This is a genomic window from Streptomyces sp. DG1A-41 (assembly GCF_037055355.1).
Classification (GTDB): domain Bacteria; phylum Actinomycetota; class Actinomycetes; order Streptomycetales; family Streptomycetaceae; genus Streptomyces.
The window spans coordinates 2,728,499-2,749,079 of the sequence record NZ_CP146350.1 but is presented as its reverse complement, the minus strand read 5'-3'; the positions used below and the strand labels follow the sequence as shown (position 1 = coordinate 2,749,079).

The following is a 20,581-nucleotide window of genomic DNA, read 5'->3' as shown; positions in this document are numbered from 1 at the left end:
CGGGCCGCCCTTACATACGGAGGCTGCGGTGGCGCTGTTCAACCACTGAGGGTCCCCTCAGAAAGTTGTGTGCCACCTGTGAAGACGGTCAGCAGTCGAACGTGTGGACCGTCGTCGTCCGGTACGTCTGCCCGGGCCGCAGCACCGTCGACGGGAACGACGGCTTGTTCGGCGAGTCCGGGAAGTGCTGCGTCTCCAGGCAGAGCGCGTCGCCCTGCCGGTAGGTGCGGTCGGACGGGCCGGTCAGGGTGCCGTCGAGGAAGTTGCCGGAGTAGAACTGGAGGCCCGGCTCGTTCGTGGCGATCTTCATCGTGCGGCCGGAGGCCGGGTCGCGCAGGGTGGCGATGTGCTCGGGCCGGGCGGTGATGCCCTTGTCGAGGACCCAGTTGTGGTCGAAGCCCTTGGCGGTCACCAGCTGCGGGTGGGAGACGCGGATGTCCCGGCCGATCGGCTTGGCCTTGCGGAAGTCGAAGGGGGTGCCCGCGACCTTGGCCAGCTCGCCCGTGGGGATCAGGCCCGAGTCGGTGGGCGTGTAGCGGGAGGCCGCGATCTGGAGTTCGTGGTCCTCGATCGTGCCGCTGCCCTCGCCGGCCAGGTTCCAGTAGACGTGGCTGGTGAGGTTGACGACGGTGGCCTTGTCCGTGGTGGCCTCGTAGTCGATGCGCCAGTCGCCGTGCTTGGTGAGGGTGTACGTCACCTTGGTCTTGAGCGTGCCCGGGTAGCCCATCTCGCCGTCGACGCTCGTGTAGTACAGGTACAGGCCGACGTCGGAGCCCTTGGTGAACGGCTCGATGTCCCAGACGCGCTTGTCGAAGCCCTTGGCGCCGCCGTGCAGGCTGTTCTCGCCGTCGTTGACGGAGAGCTGGTGGTTCTTGCCGTCGAGGGTGAACTTGCCCTTGCCGATGCGGTTGCCGTAGCGGCCGATCAGGGCGCCGAAGTACGGGCTCTTGGCGACGTAGTCCTCGATGTTGTCGAAGCCGGCCGAGACGTTGGCGTAGCGGCCTCGGCGGTCGGGGATCTCCAGCGACTGGACGATGCCGCCGTAGGAGAGCACCTTCAGGCGGGTGCCGCCGTTCTCCAGCGACCAGCTGTAGATCTTGGTGCCGTCGGCGAGCTTGCCGAAGAGCGTCTTCACCGGCTTCCTGCCTCCCGTGGCGTGCGCCGTGCCGCCGAGCGTGGTGGCGGCTATGCCCGCCGCCGCGGCTCCCGCGATGACCGTGCGTCTGTTCAGTTCCATGTGTGCGGCTCCCGCATAAGGAGGAGGCCCCGCCTTCCGGCGGGGCCTCAGTGACTTACGAACCGACCTTGCGCTTGTTCCACACGTCGAACCCGACCGCCGCCAGGAGCACCAGGCCCTTGATGACCTGCTGCCAGTCGGTGCCGATGCCGACGAGGTTCATACCGTTGTTCAGCACGCCCAGGACCAGGCCACCGATGATCGCGCCGAGGACGGTGCCGACACCGCCGCTCATCGACGCACCGCCGATGAACGAGGCCGCGATCGCCTCCAGCTCGAAGTTGAGGCCGGCCTTGGGAGAGGCCGCGTTGAAGCGGGCGGCGAAGACCAGACCCGCCAGGGCCGCGAGCATGCCCATGTTCAGGAAGACCAGGAAGGTGACCTTCTTGTCCTTCACACCCGACAGCTTGGCCGCCGGGAGGTTGCCGCCGATGGCGTAGATGTGGCGGCCGATGATCGCGTTGCGCATCACGTAGCCGAAGCCGACGAGCAGCACGCCCAGGACGAGCAGCACGATCGGGGCGCCCTTGTAGCTGGCCAGCAGCATGGTCAGCGTCAGCACGGCGGCGGAGATCGCGACCAGCTTCAGCAGGAACAGCTTGGCGGGCGGGACGTCCAGGTTGAACTCCTGCTGCCGCCTGCGGTCACGGACCTCCTGGAAGATCACCAGGGCGATCATCGCGAAGCCCAGCAGCAGCGTGAGGTTGTGGTAGTTGGTGTTCGGGCCGACCTCGGGCAGGAAGCCGTTGGCGGCCTTCTGGAGGCCCTGCGGGAACGGGCCGAGCGTCTGGCCCTCCAGGAAGATCTCGGTCAGACCGCGGAACATCAGCATGCCCGCCAGGGTCACGATGAACGACGGTATGCCGCCGTACGCGATGAAGAACCCTTGGATGGCACCCGCGACCGCGCCCACGGCCAGGCAGAGCACCACGGCGAGCAGCCACGGTATGTCGTGTTTGACCATGAACACGGCGGCCATCGAGCCGACGAACGCCGTCAGCGAGCCGACCGACAGGTCGATGTGGCCCGAGATGATGACCAGCATCATGCCGATCGCGAGGATCAGGATGTAGCTGTTCTGGAGGACCAGGTTGGAGACGTTGCGCGGCAGCAGCAGGTCGCCGTCGGTCCACACGGCGAACAGCGCCACGATCAGGCCCAGCGCGATCAGCATGCCGTACTGCCGCATGTTGCGGCGCATGCCGTCCATCACCAGTTGCAGAAGTCCGTCGCCGGTGGCCGCCCCACCCTTGCCGGGCGGCGCGGGGGCCGGCGTCTTGGCGGTCACGTCCGTGCTCATCGGGTTACCTCTTTGTCCTTCGTCATCTGACGCATCAGCGATTCCTGTGAGGCCTCGGCCCGCGAGAACTCACCGGTCAGCCGCCCCGCGGCCATCGTGTAGATGCGGTCGCACATGCCGAGCAGTTCGGGCAGCTCGGAGGAGATGAAGACGACCGCCTTGCCCTGGGCGGCCAGCTGGTCGATGACCGTGTAGATCTCGTACTTGGCACCGACGTCGATCCCGCGCGTCGGCTCGTCCAGGACCAGCACGTCCGGACCCGAGAAGATCCACTTGCTGAGGACGACCTTCTGCTGGTTGCCGCCGGACAGCTTGCCCACCGGCTCGAAGACGGTCGGCGCCTTGATGTTCATGGACTTGCGGAAGCCCTCGGCGACCTGCCGCTCCTCGTGCTCGTCGACCACACCGCGCTTGGCGACCTTGCCCAGGGCGGTCAGCGAGATGTTCCGGTTGATGGTGTCGATGAGGTTGAGGCCGTAGTGCTTGCGGTCCTCGGTGACGTACGCGATCCCGTGCTTGACCGCCTCGGGCACGGACTTCGTACGGATCTCCTTGCCGTCCTTGAGCACCGTGCCGCCCGCGTACCGGCCGTACGTCCGCCCGAAGACGCTCATCGCGAGCTCGGTGCGGCCGGCGCCCATCAGGCCCGCGATGCCGACGATCTCGCCGCGCCGGACATGCAGGGACACGTCGTCGACGACCTTGCGCTGCTGGTCGATCGGGTGGAACACGGTCCAGCCCCGTACCTCCAGGGCGGGCGCCACGCCCTCCTCGGGCTCGTGCGGCGACCGCTCCGGGAAGCGGTTCTCCAGGTCGCGGCCGACCATGCCGCTGATGATCCGGTCCTCGGTGGTCTCCGGGGCCTTCACATCGAGGGTCTCGATGGTCTGGCCGTCGCGGAGGATCGTCACCGAGTCGGCGACCTTGCGGATCTCGTTGAGCTTGTGGGAGATGATGATCGAGGTGATGCCCTGCTTCTTCAACTCCAGGATGAGATCGAGGAGTTTGTCGCTGTCCTCGTCGTTCAGGGCCGCGGTCGGCTCATCCAGGATGAGCAGCTTCACCTTCTTCGACAGGGCCTTGGCGATCTCCACGAGCTGCTGCTTGCCCACGCCGATGTCGGCGACGCGGGTGTCGGGGTGGTCGCTGAGCCCGACCCGCCGCAGCAGCTCGGTGGCGTGCCGCAGCGTCTCCCTCCAGTCGATGAACCCGCCCTTGGCGTGCTCGTTGCCGAGGAAGATGTTCTCCGCGAGGGAGAGGTACGGCGACAGCGCCAGCTCCTGGTGGATGATGACGATGCCGCGCTGCTCGCTCGCCCGGATGTCCTTGAACTCGCAGACCTCCCCCTCGAAGAGGATGTCCCCCTCGTAGGTGCCGTGCGGGTGGACGCCGGAGAGGACCTTCATCAGGGTCGACTTACCGGCGCCGTTCTCCCCGCAGATGGCGTGGACCTCGCCCTGCTGGACGGTCAGCGTGACGTCCGACAGCGCCTTGACGCCGGGAAAGGTCTTGACGATCGAGCGCATTTCCAGGACGGGTCCCGCCATGGTCGTGCCTTCCAATCAGAGTGAGCCGGCGGTTACTTGAGGTCGCTCGCCTTGATGTAGCCGGAGTCGACGACTTCCTTCTGGTAGTTGGTCTTGTCGACGGCGACCGGCTCGAGCAGGTAGGCCGGGACGACCTTCGACCCGTTGTCGTAGGTCTTGGTGTCGTTGACCTCGGGCTTCTTGTCGTTCAGCAGCGCGTCGACCATGTTGGAGGCGACCTTGGCCAGCTGGCGGGTGTCCTTGTAGACGGTCATCGACTGCTGGTTGGCGATGATCGACTTCACCGAGGCGAGCTCGGCGTCCTGACCGGTGACGATGGGCAGCGGCTTGCTCTTGGAGCCGTAGTCGTCCGACTTCAGCGCCGAGAGGATGCCGATGGAGATGCCGTCGTAGGGGGAAAGGACCGCGTCGACCCGCTCGCGCTTGTAGGCCGAGGTCAGGATGTCGTCCATGCGCTTCTGGGCGGTGCCGCCGTCCCAGCGCAGGGTGGTGACCTGGTTGAGCTTGGTCTGGCCGGAGCGGACGACGAGCTGCTTCTTGTCGATGTAGGGCTGGAGGACGTTCATCGCGCCCTGGAAGAAGTAGCGCGTGTTGTTGTCGTCGTTGGAGCCGGCGAACAGCTCGATGTTGAAGGGGCCCTTCTTGGAGCCGTCCTTCAGGCCGAGCTTCTCGACGATGTAGTCGCCCTGGAGCTCGCCGACCTTCTCGTTGTCGAACGACGCGTAGTAGTCGACGTTCTGCGTGCCGAGGATCAGGCGGTCGTAGGAGATGACCGGGATGTTGGCGTCCTTGGCCTGCTGGAGCACGTTGTTCATCGACTTGTTGTCGATGGCCGCGATGATCAGCGCCTTGACACCCTGCGTGATCAGGTTCTCGACCTGCGAGACCTGCTGGTCCGGGTCGTCCTCGCCGTAGACCAGCTGGGTCTTGTAGCCCTTGGACTCCAGGTCCTTCTTGACGTTGTTGCCGTCGGCGATCCAGCGCTCGGAGGACTTGGTCGGCATCGCGATGCCGATGGTGCCGCCCTTGGCGCTGCCCCCGCTCTCCTCGCTGCCACCCTCGCTGTTCTGCCCGCAGGCGGACAGGGTCAGGGCGAGGGACGCGGCTCCGGCTATGGCGGCGAGGGCGGCTCTGCGGTTACGCATGATCATCATCCTTGATGTGTGTGCAGGGCTCGGTCTGGAGGCGCGAAGTCGCTCCGGGGGGTCGGGCCGGAAAGACCGAGAAGAGATGTGTCGGATTGTGGTCGGCTGTGTCTTCTTTTGTGAAGGCGAGTATCCGGAACGTTATGACGAGATTTCGAACCGTTGCAGATCGCCCGGCAGCCGCGAACCGAGCGGCGCCATGTCGCCGTCGGCCCCGTGGCGGGCCAGAAGATCCAGGGCGAGCCGGCCGCGCCGCACGCGTTCCTTGGCGGTGGCCAGGGTCAGCTCCCGCATGTGGTGCCCGTAGGGGTAGATTCCGGGCGCCTTCGACAGGCCGAACTTCAGGTAGAGCGGTGCGCCGCGCCGGATGAGCTCGGCGACCTCGTACATCCGGACGTAGCCGCCGAGGTCGTCGGGGGCCTCGATGTACATGTCCATCGGAGCGCCGGAAACCCGGCGGATCTCGGTGAGATGATCGAGCGTCAGATCGCTCGGCACGTTGACGGAGTCGGCGCCGAGCCGCTCGTACACCGCGTACGCCGCCGGGTTGACCGGCCCGATGAGCGCACTCACCTTGAGGGTCGTGTCGGCCGGGATGATGCCGGCGGCTCTCGCCCGGTGCAGCGTCCACAGCACGCCCTCGTCGGCGACGAGCAGGCACTTGACGCCCAACTCCGTCGCCCGGACGGCGTCTTCGACACATCCGGCGACGGCGTCGTGGCCGCGGGCGCGCAGTCCGGCCCCCCGTGAGTCGGTGCGCGTGGACCCGCCGATGTCCCACGTGCCGCGCGGGCCGGTGAACAGGCAGAGCTCGATGTCGCGCTCGCCGGTCGCCTCGACCATCTCGGTGATCTCGGCATCGGTCAGCATCCACACGCCGCTGCCCTGGCTGATCCGGTGGATCGGCACGTCCAGCCGCGAGGCCTCCTTCAGGACCACCGCCAGCGCCTCGGGACCCTCGCACGAGGGAATTTCGGTGCGCCAGCGGCCGCCGCCGGGAAAGGAGTGCGGCGAGGCGTCGGCGGGGTCGAGGGCGGGCGCGTTCAGGCCCAGCGCGGTGAGCGCCTGCTCACCGGGCCTGCGGGCTGCCGTGGCGGAAGCGTCGGTCACAGGAATGTCCTTCGGTTCGATATGTCGGACGAGGTTCGCGGCTCTGGGTAGGGCAAGGCTGGGTGTACGCCGGTACGGAAGCCGTCAGGTTGCCCCGTACCGGCGTACGTCTAGGGGCGGAGCAACACCTTGCCCACCTTCGGATCGCCGGCTCCCACCAGCTCGATGGCCTGCGAGAACTCGGCGAGCGGCAGCTCGTGCGTCACCAGCGGCAGCGGGTCGAGCAGACCGGCGGCGAACACGCGCACCGTGTGCGCCCAGGCGTCCGGCGGAGCACCGAAGACGGTGTGCACCTCCAGCTGCCGTACGACCAGATCGGTCGGGTCGAGACCGTCGGCACCCGGCGCCGGGATACCGGTCAGGACCAGCCGGCCGCCGCGCCGGAGCAGGGCGGCGGAGATCCGGGCGGCGTCCGCGGATCCGGCCGTCTCGATCACCACGTCGACGTCGTCCGGGAGTTCCTGGTCCTTCGTCCGGAAGTCCGTCGCGCCGTACTGCCGCGACAGCGCCTCACGGTCCCGGCGGGTGCCGACGACCAGCAGCTCCGCCGGTGAGTTCGCCTTCAGGAACTGCACGGCGAACATGCCGAGCGTGCCGGTGCCGACCACGGCGACCTTCTCGCCGGGCCGCGCGTTCGCCTTCAGCGCGGCGGCCGCGATGCACGCGGCGGGCTCCAGCAGCGCCGCGGCCGTGAGGTCGCAACCGTCCGGAAGGACGTGCAGCAGGCGCGCCGGGAGGGTCAGCGTGGCCGCCATCGCGCCCGGCTGGGTGAACCCGGTCTCCTCGTACCCGGCCGAGCACAGGGTCGTGTCGCCCGCGTGGCAGCGGTCGCAGACCTGGCAGTTGCGGAAGCCCTCACCGACGACCTTGCGGCCGACGAGGGATCCGGGGACCCCGGCGCCCACCGCCTCGACCGTCCCGGACCACTCGTGGCCCGGGGTGAGCGGGTAGCGCACGTAGCCCTCGGGGCGGTTGCCCTGGTACACCTCGCGGTCGCTGCCGCAGATGCCGGAGGCGTGCACGCGCACCAGTGCCTCGCCGGCCCCGGGCCGCCGGGGCTCGTGCGGGACGAGACGGTGCTCGCCCGGCGCGTCGATCACTACCGCGGTGCTCACGTGTCTCCTCCGGTTTTCGAAGGTTTCGGTGGCCGGTTCCGGGTTTCCGGGGGCCGGACGGTCACTGGGTGCCCTTGGGCTTGCGCTGCTCCCAGCCCTCCGCCCAGAGGTCGAAGCGGGCCTGCTGCTGCGGGAACTCCGCGGCGGCGTCGACGTCCAGCTCCACACCGAGGCCCGGGGCGTCGGACAGGTGGAAGCAGCCGTCTTCCGGGTTCACCTGCGGGGCGCCCTTGACGACCTTCTTGATCTCCGCGTCCGCGAAGTCGTTGAAGTGCTCAAGGATCTTGAAGTTCGGGGAGGTGAACCCGACCTGGAGGGAGGCGGCGGTCAGGACCGAGCCGCCCACGTTGTGGGGAGCCACCAGCATGTAGTGGGTCTCGGCGGTCGCGGCGAGCTTCCTGGTCTCCCAGATTCCACCGATATGGCCGACGTCCGGCTGGATGATGTCCACGGCCTGGCTCTCGAACAGCTCGCGGAACTCGATCCGGTCGTGGATGCGCTCACCCGTGGCGACCGGCATGTCGACCTTGGCGGCGACCTTCTCCAGGGCCTTGAGGTTCTCCGGCGGGACCGGCTCCTCCAGCCACGCCGGCTTGAACGGCGCCAGCTCCTTGGCCAGGCGTACGGCCGTGGCGGGGAGAAGCGCCCGTGCATCTCCAGCATCAGCTCGGCCTCGGGGCCGATGGCGTCCCGGACCGCCTCGATCAGGGAGACGGCGTACAGGGTCTGCTGGTGATCCAGCTCGAAGTGCCCGGTGCCGAAGGGGTCGATCTTGAGCGCCCGGTAACCGCGCTCCATGACCCCCTGGGCCGCCTTGTGGTACGCCTCCGGCGTGCGCTCGGTGGTGTACCAGCCGTTGGCGTACGCCTTGACCTTGTCGGTGACCTTGCCGCCCAGCAGCTGCCAGACGGGGACGCCCAGGGCCTTGCCCTTGATGTCCCAGCAGGCCATCTCGATCACGGCGATACCGGACATCACGATCTCGCCCGCGCGGCCGTAGTCGCCGTACTTCATCCGCTTGACGAGGTCCTCGACAGCGAACGGGTCGGAGCCGAGAATGTGGTTGACCTCAGCTTCCTTCAGGTAACCGAGAAGGGCGTCGGTGTGACCCAGCATCCGGGTCTCGCCGACTCCGGTGATGCCCTCGTCGGTGTGCACCTGGACGTACGTCAGGTTGCGCCACGGCGTCCCGACCACGTGTGTGCTGATTCCGGTGATGCGCACGGCGGTTGTCCCTCGCAGCTTCTTCGGCTCAGTTCTGTCAGTCATTCAGTTCGACGTGTTCGAGATTTCGGCACACGTTCGAAATGCTGGCGTGACAGTAAGGACGTAACGGTGGGAGTGTCAATGGGTCGCGCGCATAACGGTTTCGACAGTTTCGAAACCACGGGGGCGGCGAGTCCCTACAGAACTTTCACAGCCCGATCTAGGAACGTTACCGGCGCGGAACTTAATCTTCCCGCGTCATGGACTACTGCGACCCGTGCCGACGGCACCTCAACGGCGCGCTCGCCTGCCCGGGGTGTGGCACCCCAGTCGATGCGCCGCGCTGGCGTGAGCCGGAGTACGGCGGGTGCGACGCCGTTTCCGGGGGCCGGGAGGGCGTTCACAACGGCACGGACGATTCGGACGGGCCGGTCGGGTCCGACGGGTCCGACGGTGAATACGAAGATGACGGTGAGTCGTTGGGGCGTGCTGCTCGACGGCGCGGGCGCGGGCGTGGCCCGGTCGCTGATGGTCCCAGTGGTGTGACGAGCCGGCGGGACCGGAAGGCCGCGGCGCATCGTCGTCGGCGGCGTCGGACGCTGTTCGTCGCGGCGGGTTTCGTGCTGGCGGCGGGCGGGCTGAGCCTCGCGGAGCTCGGCATGGACGCACCGAAGCCGACGCCGAAGCCGGCGGCGGCCGGGGGTGAATCGGCGGACGGCGACGCGTCGGTGGAGGCGGGTGAAACGGGCGGCCTGGGCGAGGGCGCGGGGGCTGAGGAAGCATCGGCGTCCCCCTCGCCGGGGGTATCTGACTCGCCGTCGCCTTCCACGTCCCCGAAGGCCGAGAAGTCCAAGGACGCGAGGGACGCCGAGACGTCGAAGGGCTCCGACCCGACTCGGGCGGACACGTCCCCCACGCGCCCGACAGCAGCCCCTGCGGCCCCCCAGCCGGCCCCGGCCCCCACCCGAACCCCGGACCCGACGCCCGCACCCCCCAAACCGGAACCGTCCCCCTCGGAAACCTGCAACCGCTTCCTGTGGTGGTGCACGTAGGGCTTGCGGGTCAGCTGCGGGTAATCGTGCCGCTAAGGGCGGCACACCGTCTCAAAAGAGCGGCACCCCGCTACGCCTGGCTGCGGACCCACCCGCGCCAGCGCCACCGCCGCAGCGCCGGGAAACACCCCGCACCACCCCGACCTCAGTCGCCCAACATCCCCCGCAACGCATCCCGCAAAGCCACCCTCTCCCCCTCGGAAAGCCCAGCCAACGGCTCCCGAGCGAACCGCAACGACTCCCGCAGGCTCCGAGCCACCCGCCGCCCCTCACTGGTCGCCGCCGCCACCTTCACCCTCCGATCCGCAGGATCCGGCCGTCGCTCCACCAGCCCCCGCGCCTCCAGCCGATCCACGATCCCCGTGACATTCGACGGCTCACACTTCAACCGCCGCGCAAGCCTCCGCATCGGCAGCGGCTCCAGGCACAGCAGACTCAGCAACCGCGCCTGCGCCCCGGTCAGCGCATGCTCCGCCGCCGCCTCCTCGTAGTCCTCATGGAACCGCGCCACGACCTCCCCGATGAGCTCGACGACCTCAAGGGTCAGCGGATCGGAACGGTGGCTGTTCTGGGAGGCGGGTGTGGTGGAGGCCATGAATCGAGGGTACCCGGTTATTTGACAACCTGAAATTTTCAGGAGCATGGTTGTTTCAGGTACTGAAGCTTTGCCGTGGAAAGGCACACCATGACCGACACCCCCGCCCTCCCCGCCGTCAACCGCGAGTGGCACCTGGTCAGCCGCCCCGTCGGCTGGCCGAAGCCCGAGGACTTCGCCTTCGTCGAGGCGGAGGTTCCGCAGCCGGGTGAGGGACAGGTCCTCGTGCGGAACAAGTACCTCTCCGTGGACCCGTACATGCGCGGCCGTATGAGCGACGCGAAGTCCTACGTCGCCCCGTTCGAGCTCGGCAAGGTCATGCAGGGCGGCGCCGTAGGAGAGGTCGTCGCCTCCAACGCCGAGGGGCTCGCCGTCGGCGACCACGTCCTGCACTTCCTCGGCTGGCGCGAGTACGCCGCCGTGGCCGCGAAGAACGCCGTCAAGGTGGACCCGGACGCCGCGCCGCCGTCGACGTACCTCGGCGTGCTGGGCATGACCGGCCTCACCGCCTACGCGGGGCTGCTGCGCGTGGCCTCCTTCAAGGAGGGCGACACCGTGTTCGTGTCCGGTGCCGCCGGTGCCGTGGGCGGGCAGGTGGGGCAGATAGCCCGGCTGAAGGGTGCCTCGCGGGTCATCGGGTCCGCCGGGTCGGAGGAGAAGGTGAAGCTGCTCGTCGACGAGTACGGCTTCGACGCCGCCTTCAACTACAAGGACGGCCCCGTGAGCAAGCAGCTGCGCGCTGCCGCTCCCGATGGGATCGACGTCTACTTCGACAATGTGGGTGGCGATCACCTGGAGGCCGCCCTCGGAGCGCTCAACGAGGGCGGGCGGATCGCCATCTGCGGGATGATCTCCGTCTACAACAACACCGAGCCCGTTCCCGGCCCGAAGAACCTTCCCCGGCTGATCGCGACCCGTGGTCGTATGGAGGGCTTCCTCGTGAGCGACCACTACGACCTCCAGCCGCAGTTCGTGCAGGAGGTCGCCCCCTGGGTCGCCTCCGGTGAGCTGAAGTACCGGGAGACCGTCGTCGAGGGCATCGAGAACAACCTCGAGGCCTTCCTGGGTGTGCTGCGCGGCGACAACACCGGGAAGATGATCGTCAAGCTCTGACGCCTTCTGCTGCTTTCCGGTATGCGGTAAGTTTTTTCCGAATCCGCTCGGCCCGGGCGCGAGCCGCGGCGGACGACAGAAGGAACACAACCGCATGGCCATCCAGCAGTCCGACGTCCTGTACACCGCCGTCGCCACCGCCGCGGGCGGACGCGACGGGCGGGTCGCCACCGACGACGGCAAGCTCGACGTCGTCGTCAACCCGCCGAAGGAGATGGGCGGCAGCGGCGCCGGGACCAACCCGGAGCAGCTTTTCGCCGCCGGCTACAGCGCCTGTTTCCAGGGCGCTCTCGGTGTCGTCGCCCGCCAGGAGGGGGCCGACCTCACCGGGTCGACCGTCACCGCGAAGGTCGGCCTCGGGAAGAACAGGGACGGGTTCGGGATCATCGTGGAGATCTCCGCCGACATTCCCAAGGTGGACCGGGGCACCGCGCGGTCGCTCGTCGAGAAGGCCCACGACGTGTGCCCCTACTCGAAGGCGACCCGCGGGAACATCACCGTGACGCTCGTCTGACGGCAGTCGTTGCATACGCGGAGGCCGCACCCTTGGACGTGGGGTGCGGCCTCCGCCCATGCCCGGCGCTCAGAGGGCGAGCGCCGCCGTGTGGACCGCCCGCGCCAAGCGGTCGTTCTCCGGGGCCGCGCCGCCCGGGAAGGCGAAGCGGCGGCGCGTGTAGCCGTACGCCAGGCCGCTCCACGGGTCCGCGAAGGCCTGCGAGCCGCTCGCGCCGCTGTGCCCGATCGTCCCGGCGCCGAGGAACGGGTGCCACGCGTCAGCCGTGGCCTGGAAGCCGAGGCCGAACGCCTTGTGGGCACGTGCCACCAGGTCGTAGCCGACCGAGTGGAACTGGCCGAACTCCGCCACCGCGTCCGGCTTCAGCAGCGGCGCCTGCTCGCCCACCTCGCTGATCGCCGCCGCGTACATCCCGGCCAGGCCCCGCGCGGACGCCACTCCGCCCACCGAGGCCGGGCCCTTGGCGCGGACCAGCGGCATGTTGGGCAGCGAGGCGAGGTCGGTGGGTTCCGTGGCGTGGCGGTTGAAGGCGATCGAGGTGAGCGTGTGCGGACCCGTGGGCGTGGCGTCGAGGACGGCCTGCTGGTCCGGGGTCGGGGCCATCGGCTGGGTGGTGCGGAAGCGGGGCTCGTGGGGTGCGGGAAGGCCGAGGTGGAAGTCCAGGGCGTACGGGGCCCTGATCCGCTCCTCGTAGACCTCCTGGAGCGTGCGGCCCGTGGCGCGGCGTACGACCTCGCCCACCAGGGCCCCGCTGACCAGCGCGTGATAGCCGAACGCCGTGCCGGGACGCCAGAACGGCCGCTGGTCGGCGAGGCGTTCGGCGAGCTGGCGGTCGTCGGCCAGCTCCGCCAGGGTGAAGCCGGTGTCCGTGCCGACCACGCCCGCCCGGTGCGCGAGCAGATCGCGCAGGGTCAGGGCGCCCTTGCCCTCGGCAGCGAACTCCGGCCAGTAGTACGTCACCTTGCGGTCCAGTTCGAGCGTGCCGTCCTGGACGAGGAGGGCGACGACCAGGTAGGCGGCGCCCTTGGTGGACGAGAACACGCCGTAGAGGGCGTCCGCTTCGGTCCCCGCCCACAGGTCGACGACTTTGCGGCCGTGGACGTAGGCGCACAGCTGACCCTCGTAGTCGGGGCGCTCCCCGGCCACGAACGCGGCGAACTCCTCGCGCACCCCCTGGAAGCCGTCGGCCACGGTGCCGTGGATCTCCTGCGTCATCCGCTCTCCTCAACTGAACCGCTGTGTGCCACTGTGAACAATGCCCTCGCCACCTGCGGGAATTCCCCCTTGGGATGGTTTCGGAAGAGTGGTTCGGTGCCGAACAGGACCGTCCGGCCGCCGCTGACCACCGAGGCCTGTCCCGCTGCCGCCGCGGGACCGCCGGTGCCGTCCGGGAGCGGGCGCCAGTGTCCGGAGACGAGCGGATTCCCGGTCGCGTACGACTGCTCCACCCGCACGCCCGGGCCGAGGTCGGTGAACCACAGCGGGGCGTAGACGAAGGCGTGCGCGGGCGCGTCGCGCGTGACGCGGCCCGTGTTCTCCGTTCGTACGACGCCGTTCGCGTCCGTGTTGCCCTCGACCGGCTCGACGGCCAGCCGGTCCGCCGCCGCGTTCAGGGCCGCTCCCCTCGTGCCCCGGCCGACCAGGCCGTGGTCGCCGAGGAAGGCGTCCAGGGCCCTGCGCGCCGGTGCGGTCAGGGCCGCGTGGTCCAGGCCGGCGGACACGAACAGCACATCCGTGCCGGACCAGTCGAAGCCCGTGTTCAGGACGGCCGTCGAGACCGGCGTGACGTCGAAGTTCATCTCCCGCAGCGCGAACAGCTCACCCGGCGTGACGGCGGCGGCGACCCGGAGGCGGTGCAGGGGCGTGCCGCCGGTGAGCCGCGTGGCCGTGAAGGAGACGTCGTGCGCGCGGGCGGACGCGAGCGCCGTGCGGCGGGCCGACGCCGGGACGATCGCGCTGCCGTCCGGCCCCTGGCGCACCGGAACGCCCTGCTGGAGAAGGGAGTTGAGGGCCGCGATCTCGCGCGGGTCGGTCAGGCGCAGACGGAGGTTGCCGTGAGCGGGCACCTGGGCGACCGGTGCGGCCTCGGTGACCGGGCGCAGGGGCGTGCCCCGCAGGCTGCCCGACGGCACCCGCTCGACCGTGGCGCCCCACAGGCGGCCCAGGCTCCAGCCCGAGATGTCGTACATCACGGACACCTTGCCGCTGATGTCCCGGCCGTCGGCCAGCAGCACGTTCGCCATGCCGCGCTTGGGCTGGTGCATGTCGACGACGTACGAGCCCCGGGGATACGTCCGTCCGGCGAGCCGGAAGGGGCGGGCGGCCCGGGTGACGCGGACGTCGTTGGCGAGGAGGTGGTCGACGAGGCGGGCCGCCGCCGGGGCCGAGCGCTGGGCGCGGGAGTCGCCGGGCGGGATGACGTAGGCGCGCGGGAAGGTGGTCGTGTAGACGTCCTCCGGGCCGATGCCGGGGACGCCGGGGACCGTCTCGGGTGACACCGGTACCTGCGGGGCGCCGGCCGCGCCGCGGCGGAAGACCTCGATCTGATCGGAGACGAGCGACGTGCGGTGCTCCCGGACGTGGTGCAGGGTCGCGCGGATCGCCGCGCCCGCCACGGCCGTGTTGACCGCCGAGCGGCGGCGCAGCTCCGGGACGGGGAGTTCGTCGTACTCCTCGTTGTTCACCGCCAGCGGGATCTCCACGGTGTGCGCTGCGACCGTGCCGTGGAAGGCCGCGTACTGCGGGGTGAAGATCGGCGGCCAGTCGTCCCAGCCCTCCTCCTGGTCGCGGAACGGGATCTGGACCGGTTCCACGCCGTCCTTCGCGGGCGTGTAGCCGAGGGCGTTGACCGCGGACTCCATGTTGAGAGCGCCCGCGTAGCTGTTCTTCAGGAACAGGTCGTACTCGTAGTTCTCGCCGTGCGGGGGAGTGGTGGGCTCGATGAGCGTGCCGTTCACATAGCCGTGCAGGTCGAGCAGGACGGCCGGCTGCTTGTCCAGCTCGATCTGCCGCATCGCGCGGGTCTCGGGCTGGGAGGCGGTGACGAAGTCGCGGTTCAGGTCGAAGCCGTTGGAGTTGGCGCGGGTCCCGGCGATACGGCCGTCCGGATTGGCCGTGATGTTGAAGTACAGGCGGCTGTGCGCGAGCAGGTCGCGGGTCCTGGCGTCCTTCGCCGTCGCGAGCTGCTCGACGAGCTTCAGGGAGGCGTCCGTGCCCTCCCACTCGTTGCCGTGGATGTTGCTGTTGACGAAGACCGGGGTCTTGTAACTGCGCTTGATCTCGAGAGACTTCGCGGCCGCCGCGGGCGCGTTCTCGATCAGTTCGCGCATGCGCTCCTGAGCGCGGGCCTGGCGGGTGGTCTCCGGGGCGGTGACGGTGACGAGGTAGAGGCGGTGGCCGCCGGCCGAGCGGCCGGTCACCTCCACGCTCACCCGGTCGCCGAGGCGTTGCAGCGCGTTCAGCTTCGGGGCGATCGCGTGGTACGGAATCAAACCCAGCTTCAGGGACTTGTCGCCGGGGTTCTGCCGGTCGGGGGAGAGGATCTGGCGGCGCGGGTAGCCGCGGGCGGGCGCTGCGGTGGAGGTCCCGGCGGGTGTGTCCGCGGCCAGTGCGCGCCGGGCCGCGATCGCGGGAGCCTGCGCGGCGCGGTCGTCCACAGCCGGGCCCTCGCGGGTGACGGGCTTCGGGTCCGCGCCGGCGATGTCGGGGCCGAGCAGAAGTGAACCCGCCGTGGCGAGGGTGAGGGCGACGATCAGTACAGGTCTCGCAGGAACGGTTCTCGTGGTGCGCACGCGTACCTCCTCCGGGGCTTCCTGAGATCGGTACGGCGAGGTGTACCGGTTCGACTCAACGGCAACAAGGCCGCGTTGGTGTCACACGTGACCCGGATGGCTCTCCCCCGGAGGCCTGTGACATCCATGTGACCGGAGCGCGTCAAGGGCGCGACACCGGCACCGATAGGGTTTTCCCATGCGCGATCTCGGGGTGGGTTTCCGGTACCTGCTGAAGGGCCAGCGATGGGTGGCCCGGCACGGCAGGCAATACGGCTTCGGGCTGCTCCCGGGCCTGATCACCCTCGTCCTGTACGCGGCGGCGCTCGTCGCGCTGGCGCTGTGGGGCGAGGACGCCGTCACCTGGGCGACCCCGTTCGCCGACGACTGGTCGAGCCCGTGGCTCGGGCTCTTCCGGGGCTTCCTGACCGCCGTGCTGTTCGCCCTCTCCCTGCTCCTCGCCGTCGTGACGTTCACCGCGGTGACGCTGCTGATCGGGCAGCCCTTCTACGAGAACCTCTCCGAAAGGGTCGACCGGGACGTGTCCCCGGACGGCCACGCCCCCGAGTCGGGCCTGCCGCTCTGGCGCGAGTTGTGGATCTCCGCCCGGGACAGCCTCCGGATCGTCGCACGGGCCGCGCTGTGGGGCGTGCTGCTGTTCGCGTGCGGTTTCATCCCCGTCGTCGGCCAGACGGCCGTACCGGTGATCGGGTTCTTCGTCACCGGGTTCTTCCTCACCGAGGAACTGACCGCCGTCGCCCTCCAGCGCCGAGGCGTCGAACTGCGCACCCGCCTCGGCCTGCTCCGCTCCCGCAAGACCCTGGTCTGGGGCTTCGGCACGCCGCTGGCCGTGGCCTTCCTGGTCCCGTTCGTCGCGGTGTTCCTGATGCCGGGCGCGGTCGCCGGCGCCACCCTCATGGCGCGGGAACTGCTGGGTGAGGAGATCCAGGGAGGTGGCGAGGAGGGCGACGGGGCCGTCACGACTCTTCCGCAGCCACCCTCAGGATCGTCCTCACCTGCGCGATGATGTCCCGCCGGTTCCGCACGAACTCCGGGTCGGTGACCTCCGTGGTGTTCCCGGCGCCGAACTGGAGCACGGGCGTGTGCACATGCCCGCCCGGCAGGACGTCGTGCAGCCCCGACCGGTCCCGCAGCAGCGTCGCCCGGTAGGCGATCTCGTTGGACAGGTAGTCACCGCCGCCGCCCGCGCGAGCGGTCGAGCCGGGAGTCGGGCCCTCCGGCCGGACCACGGGCTCGGTACCGCCCGCCGGGATCTCCGTGACGCCGGTGTTGTCGTACACGGGGAAACGGCCGGTGTCCGCGGCCACGATCGCCCGGTACGGCAGCGTGGTCGTCGTCCACTGCGGCTGCGAGGCCGGGTCGGTGACGGGGACGGTCTCCGTACGGCCGATGTTGTCGTTGTCCGCGAAGCCGCCCCGCCAGGCCCCGTTGGTCCGCTCCACGTCGAACCGCCCGATCCGGCCCTGGCTCACGGTCGTGAACAGGTCGACCCTCGGCAGGTACGGCCGCAGCGTGCGCTCCACCGTCCCCTCCGTGAAGTCCTGCCAGCGCACCGGGAACACGGCCGTCTCGACCCGGGCCGGGCCGTCCGCGGTCTCGATCACCGTGCCGTCGAGGGCGAGCGCGGTGGCGCCGGACGGGTTGGAGATACGGATGTCCCGGTCCAGGGTGAACGGGTCGAAGCCGGTGACCAGGATCCGCTTCAGGCCCTTGCCGTGCTGCGGATAGCGGAGGGCCGTCTGGCCGCGCGAGGTGCGCTCCAGTTCGTCCAGCAGCGCGGCCCGCTGCCGTTCCGTCAGACCGAACGCCGGTTCCCAGGCGCGCACTTCACGCGTCATACCGAGCCGCGCCCAGTACAGCGGCCGGTCGTCGTCCCGGCTCAGGTCCCCGCCCGCCGGCCCACGCCCCTGCGCCCGGCCCACGGCCCGCCGCCACAACTGCGACCCCTCATGCGCGACGACCCGGCGGGCCTGCGCGTAGGAACGGGCCTCGTCGAGCGCCCGTGCCAACCGCGGGGCCACGGTGTCGAATCCGGAACAGCGCAGGATCTCCTGGGGAGCGGCTCTGTCGAGCCGCTGCTCCTCGACGGTTGGCGAGGGGGCCGCCTCGGCGGCGCTCGCGGCCGTCGGGGTGGTGAGGCCGGTCAGCAGGGCGAGGCCGAGGACGCCGAGGCGAACGCGTATGGAGTGCAAGGGGGTTGGGGCCTTCCGTCACGGTGGGGGTGGCGTGGTGCCGGACGGCCGCAGTATCGCGTGACGGATGAGAGCCACGCCATGGGGCGGGACCCGCGTGGCGCTCAGCCGGTGCCGCGCACCGCCCCCTCATCATGGCGGCCCTGGACCGGCCCCGTGCCCCACGCCCGGGTCGACCTGACCACGGGCGAACCGGTCGAGGTCTCCCTGACCCGCACCGTCCCGCCGCTCGGCGACCACCCCATGCGGGTCATCGGCTTCACCCTCGCCACCAGGACCCGCAGCGCGACCCCGACGAACTGATCGCCGAGGCCGCCGCCGCCAATTCGGTCACGGCCTCGGCTACACCGACTGGACCTACGAGTCGGTCGAGGTCGAAGGGGCCGCCGACGGGGCCACCGCGAAGGTCCGCCTCGGCAACACCGGCGACCGCCCCGGCCGCGAGGTCGTCCAGCTCTACCTCGCCCCGAGCGAGCCGGACCCCACCCGGCCGGCCTCGCGGGCGTGGATGCCGGACCCGGCGAGAGCGTCGAACTGCCACGCCGGGCTTTCGGGACGAGACGACCATGTCGTGGTCGTTTGTGAAGGGTTCGTACGGGATCCAGGTGGGGCGCTCGATCACGGACCGCAGGATCACCGCGACGATTAACGTCTGATCCGGGACGAGTTCCCCACCGAGCAGCCCCGGTCCGGGACCTGACCCCTGGACCGGGGCTCATGGTCTCACCGGACCTGGACAGCGTTCAGCGCGTGCCGAACCCGTACACCGTCTCCGAGCGGTACACCTCGCCCGGCCGCAGCACCGTGCTCGGGAACTGCGGCCGGTTCGGGGAGTCGGGGAAGTGCTGGGTCTCCAGCGCGATGCCGTCGCCGGGCGCGAAGGGCTCGCCCAGATGGTCGGCGGTGTACAGCTGCAGTCCGGGCTCGGTGGTCGCCACCGTCAGCACCCGCCCGGACGCCGGGTCGTGCAGCTCCGCGACCTCCGCCGGAACATCCGTCACACCCTTGTCGAGCACGAAGTTGTGGTCGTAGCCGGCGCCGGCCTTGCGGGCCTCGCGGAAGTCGAAGCGCGTGCCCGTCACGTCGTCCAGGCTGCCGGTCGGGATCAGGTCCGCGTCCACCGGCGTGTACCGGGAGGCGGCCAGCCGCAGCTCGTGGCCGCCCGCGTCACCGGAACCGGCCAGGTTGAAGTAGCTGTGGTTCGTCAGGTTCACCACGGTCGGCGCGTCCGTCACCGCCTCGTACACGATCCGCAGCGCACCGCTCCCCTGGAGCGTGTACGTCGCCGAGACCTCCAGCCGCCCCGGGAAGCCCTCCTCGCCGTGCGGACTGACCCGAGCGAGCCGCACACCGTGCTCGATGGGCGTCCCCTCCCACACTCGCTTGTCGAAGCCACGCACTCCACCGTGGAGCGCGTTCGGCCCGTTGTTCGGTTCGAGCGCGTACGTCCGCCCGTCCAGCGGGAACCGGGCACGGGCGATCCGGTTGGCGTACCGCCCGACCAGGGCTCCGAGGTACGGGTCCGGGTGAGCGAGATAGCCGTCGAGGTCGGGGAACCCCAGCACCACGTTCCCGGCCCGCATCTCCCGGTCCGGTACCTCGACGGACTGCACGATCCCGCCGTACGACAGGATCCGCACCCGGACGCCCGCACGCTCCAGGGTCCAGCGGTGCACTGGCGTGCCGTCGGAAAGTGTGCCGAAGAGTTCGTTCATGTGCGGAACTCTAAGTCAGGCCCTGGGTCAGGGTCGCTCCGCCGTGACGGTCCGGTACGCGATCTCCGCCAACCGGGCCTGTCCGTTCACGCTCGGGTGGAAGTAGTCCCAGCGGCTCAACTGGGCGGTGCCGAAGCGGTAGTCGTACACCGCGCCCCCGTCGTAGCGGCACCGCTCGTCCTTGGCGCAGACCTCCTTAAGGACCTTGTTGTAGTCCTCCACCCGCTTCTGCACCGTGTTCCGCCGCAGGTTCGCCGCCGAGTCCAGGGCGTCCGCGTCCCCCAGCATCGACGGGCAGATGCCCAGCTGCCAGATCTGCTTGCCCATCGGGCTGGTGCGGCCCTCGGACCACAGCCGCTTCAGGTTCGGCACGCTCGCCACGAACACCTGGGCCTTGGGCAGAGCCTTGCGCAGGCTGCGCAGGGAGTCCTCGAAGTCGGCGCGGAACTCGGTGACCGGCGTCATCGCCGAGGGCGTGGCCCGGCAGGCGTCGTTCGCCCCCACCATCACCGTCACCAGCTGGGGCTTGCGCCGTACCGCCTGGGCGATCTGCCCGGGCAGATCCGCCATCCGCGCCCCGGTCACGGCGTAGTTCCAGCTCCGCTCCGCGGCCCCGGCCCGCCCCAGCAGCCGTACGGCGAGGGAGTCGACCTCGGGGCTCGCCCCGGTCGCCCAGGACGCCTCCGGACAGTCCGACAGCACGTCACAGGCGTCGAAACCGCGCGTGATGGAATCGCCCACGGCCGCGACGGAACTCGGACTGCGGTCCCACAGGGGCGTGGGCCTGGGGGACGGCTTGGCCTCACGGGACGGGGCGGGGGAGTCGCCCCCGACGGCATCACACCCGGCGACACCCAGGGCGGCCGCCACGGCCACGGCAAGCACGACCCGTGAGCGGTGCCTTCGCTTCCGCATCCCTGGTCCATCCCCTCGCCGCGCCGTGCATGTC

The 20,581-nt window shown here is 69.9% G+C and carries 16 protein-coding genes and 2 pseudogenes; 5 read left to right on the top strand and 13 right to left on the bottom strand.

Going from position 1 to position 20,581, the window contains the following annotated elements; translation table 11 throughout:
* Positions 1-88: 88 nt before the first annotated feature.
* From V8690_RS12875 to V8690_RS12840, 8 genes and pseudogenes are all read right to left on the bottom strand, one after another.
* Complete coding sequence (locus V8690_RS12875) at positions 89-1,237, bottom strand: aldose epimerase family protein (protein ID WP_338778425.1); 1,149 nt, start codon at positions 1,235-1,237, stop codon at positions 89-91.
* A 55-nt stretch (positions 1,238-1,292) separates the two neighbouring features.
* Positions 1,293-2,537: a multiple monosaccharide ABC transporter permease gene (gene mmsB, locus V8690_RS12870; RefSeq protein WP_338778423.1), complete on the bottom strand. Its 1,245-nt coding sequence runs from the start codon at positions 2,535-2,537 to the stop codon at positions 1,293-1,295.
* Positions 2,534-4,084 (bottom strand): multiple monosaccharide ABC transporter ATP-binding protein, encoded by a 1,551-nt coding sequence (mmsA, locus tag V8690_RS12865; RefSeq protein WP_338778422.1) that lies wholly within the window; start codon positions 4,082-4,084, stop codon positions 2,534-2,536. Before mmsA ends, mmsB begins: the two co-directional genes overlap by 4 nt.
* 32 nt (positions 4,085-4,116) lie before the next feature.
* The gene (gene chvE, locus V8690_RS12860; protein ID WP_338778421.1) at positions 4,117-5,238 is read right to left on the bottom strand and encodes a multiple monosaccharide ABC transporter substrate-binding protein; all 1,122 of its coding nucleotides are present in this window, start codon (positions 5,236-5,238) and stop codon (positions 4,117-4,119) included.
* Positions 5,239-5,370: 132 nt separating this feature from the next.
* Entirely contained in the window at positions 5,371-6,339 is a 969-nt protein-coding gene (locus V8690_RS12855) for a hypothetical protein (protein ID WP_338778420.1), read from the bottom strand.
* A gap of 110 nt (positions 6,340-6,449) precedes the next feature.
* Positions 6,450-7,454, bottom strand: coding sequence for an alcohol dehydrogenase catalytic domain-containing protein (locus tag V8690_RS12850; RefSeq protein WP_338778419.1), 1,005 nt, complete (start codon positions 7,452-7,454; stop codon positions 6,450-6,452).
* Positions 7,455-7,515: 61 nt separating this feature from the next.
* Positions 7,516-8,678: pseudogene (locus tag V8690_RS12845) on the bottom strand (mandelate racemase/muconate lactonizing enzyme family protein).
* A gap of 1,179 nt (positions 8,679-9,857) precedes the next feature.
* Complete coding sequence (locus V8690_RS12840) at positions 9,858-10,307, bottom strand: MarR family transcriptional regulator (protein WP_338778418.1); 450 nt, start codon at positions 10,305-10,307, stop codon at positions 9,858-9,860.
* Positions 10,308-10,397: 90 nt separating this feature from the next.
* On the opposite strand from V8690_RS12840, the gene V8690_RS12835 reads away from it, so the two are divergent.
* Complete coding sequence (locus tag V8690_RS12835; protein WP_338778417.1) at positions 10,398-11,420, top strand: NADP-dependent oxidoreductase; 1,023 nt, start codon at positions 10,398-10,400, stop codon at positions 11,418-11,420.
* A 94-nt stretch (positions 11,421-11,514) separates the two neighbouring features.
* Complete coding sequence (locus V8690_RS12830; protein ID WP_338778415.1) at positions 11,515-11,934, top strand: organic hydroperoxide resistance protein; 420 nt, start codon at positions 11,515-11,517, stop codon at positions 11,932-11,934.
* A 69-nt stretch (positions 11,935-12,003) separates the two neighbouring features.
* Here V8690_RS12830 and V8690_RS12825 read toward each other — a convergent pair whose 3' ends face one another.
* Both V8690_RS12825 and V8690_RS12820 read right to left on the bottom strand, forming a co-directional pair.
* Entirely contained in the window at positions 12,004-13,149 is a 1,146-nt protein-coding gene (locus V8690_RS12825) for a serine hydrolase domain-containing protein (RefSeq protein ID WP_338778414.1), read from the bottom strand.
* Complete coding sequence (locus tag V8690_RS12820; RefSeq protein ID WP_338778413.1) at positions 13,146-15,725, bottom strand: M14 family zinc carboxypeptidase; 2,580 nt, start codon at positions 15,723-15,725, stop codon at positions 13,146-13,148. The genes V8690_RS12825 and V8690_RS12820 overlap by 4 nt, the downstream gene beginning before the upstream one ends.
* Positions 15,726-15,903: 178 nt before the next feature.
* Here V8690_RS12820 and V8690_RS12815 point away from each other — a divergent pair, with 178 nt between their 5' ends.
* The gene (locus V8690_RS12815) at positions 15,904-16,731 is read left to right on the top strand and encodes an EI24 domain-containing protein (RefSeq protein ID WP_338778412.1); all 828 of its coding nucleotides are present in this window, start codon (positions 15,904-15,906) and stop codon (positions 16,729-16,731) included.
* On the opposite strand, the gene V8690_RS12810 is transcribed toward V8690_RS12815, so the two are convergent.
* A complete protein-coding gene (locus V8690_RS12810) occupies positions 16,682-17,917 on the bottom strand; it encodes a pyroglutamyl peptidase (RefSeq protein WP_338778411.1) in 1,236 nt (411 codons plus the stop codon). The two genes, V8690_RS12815 and V8690_RS12810, sit on opposite strands and share 50 nt — an antisense overlap.
* Before the next feature lie 60 nt (positions 17,918-17,977).
* On the opposite strand from V8690_RS12810, the gene V8690_RS12805 reads away from it, so the two are divergent.
* Both V8690_RS12805 and V8690_RS12800 read left to right on the top strand, forming a co-directional pair.
* Positions 17,978-18,220, top strand: coding sequence for a hypothetical protein (locus V8690_RS12805; RefSeq protein WP_338778410.1), 243 nt, complete (start codon positions 17,978-17,980; stop codon positions 18,218-18,220).
* A gap of 22 nt (positions 18,221-18,242) precedes the next feature.
* Positions 18,243-18,573: pseudogene (locus V8690_RS12800) on the top strand (glycosyl hydrolase); the annotation flags it as partial.
* Between the two features lie 87 nt (positions 18,574-18,660).
* Here the strand turns inward: V8690_RS12800 and V8690_RS12795 are convergent.
* A complete protein-coding gene (locus V8690_RS12795) occupies positions 18,661-19,632 on the bottom strand; it encodes an aldose epimerase family protein (protein ID WP_338778408.1) in 972 nt (323 codons plus the stop codon).
* A 27-nt stretch (positions 19,633-19,659) separates the two neighbouring features.
* Positions 19,660-20,547, bottom strand: coding sequence for an SGNH/GDSL hydrolase family protein (locus V8690_RS12790; protein ID WP_338778406.1), 888 nt, complete (start codon positions 20,545-20,547; stop codon positions 19,660-19,662).
* Positions 20,548-20,581: the final 34 nt, after the last annotated feature.

Excerpts from the sequence above, each read along its gene's own strand:
- V8690_RS12840 (WP_338778418.1), bottom strand. The coding sequence starts at position 10,307 with ATGGCCTCCACCACACCCGCCTCCCAGAACAGCCACCGTTCCGATCCG.
- chvE (WP_338778421.1), bottom strand. The coding sequence starts at position 5,238 with ATGATGATCATGCGTAACCGCAGAGCCGCCCTCGCCGCCATAGCCGGA.
- V8690_RS12795 (WP_338778408.1), bottom strand. The coding sequence starts at position 19,632 with ATGAACGAACTCTTCGGCACACTTTCCGACGGCACGCCAGTGCACCGC.
- V8690_RS12815 (WP_338778412.1), top strand. The coding sequence starts at position 15,904 with ATGCGCGATCTCGGGGTGGGTTTCCGGTACCTGCTGAAGGGCCAGCGA.
- V8690_RS12830 (WP_338778415.1), top strand. The coding sequence starts at position 11,515 with ATGGCCATCCAGCAGTCCGACGTCCTGTACACCGCCGTCGCCACCGCC.
- V8690_RS12825 (WP_338778414.1), bottom strand. The coding sequence starts at position 13,149 with ATGACGCAGGAGATCCACGGCACCGTGGCCGACGGCTTCCAGGGGGTG.
- mmsA (WP_338778422.1), bottom strand. The coding sequence starts at position 4,084 with ATGGCGGGACCCGTCCTGGAAATGCGCTCGATCGTCAAGACCTTTCCC.
- mmsB (WP_338778423.1), bottom strand. The coding sequence starts at position 2,537 with ATGAGCACGGACGTGACCGCCAAGACGCCGGCCCCCGCGCCGCCCGGC.
- V8690_RS12875 (WP_338778425.1), bottom strand. The coding sequence starts at position 1,237 with ATGGAACTGAACAGACGCACGGTCATCGCGGGAGCCGCGGCGGCGGGC.
- V8690_RS12835 (WP_338778417.1), top strand. The coding sequence starts at position 10,398 with ATGACCGACACCCCCGCCCTCCCCGCCGTCAACCGCGAGTGGCACCTG.
- V8690_RS12790 (WP_338778406.1), bottom strand. The coding sequence starts at position 20,547 with ATGCGGAAGCGAAGGCACCGCTCACGGGTCGTGCTTGCCGTGGCCGTG.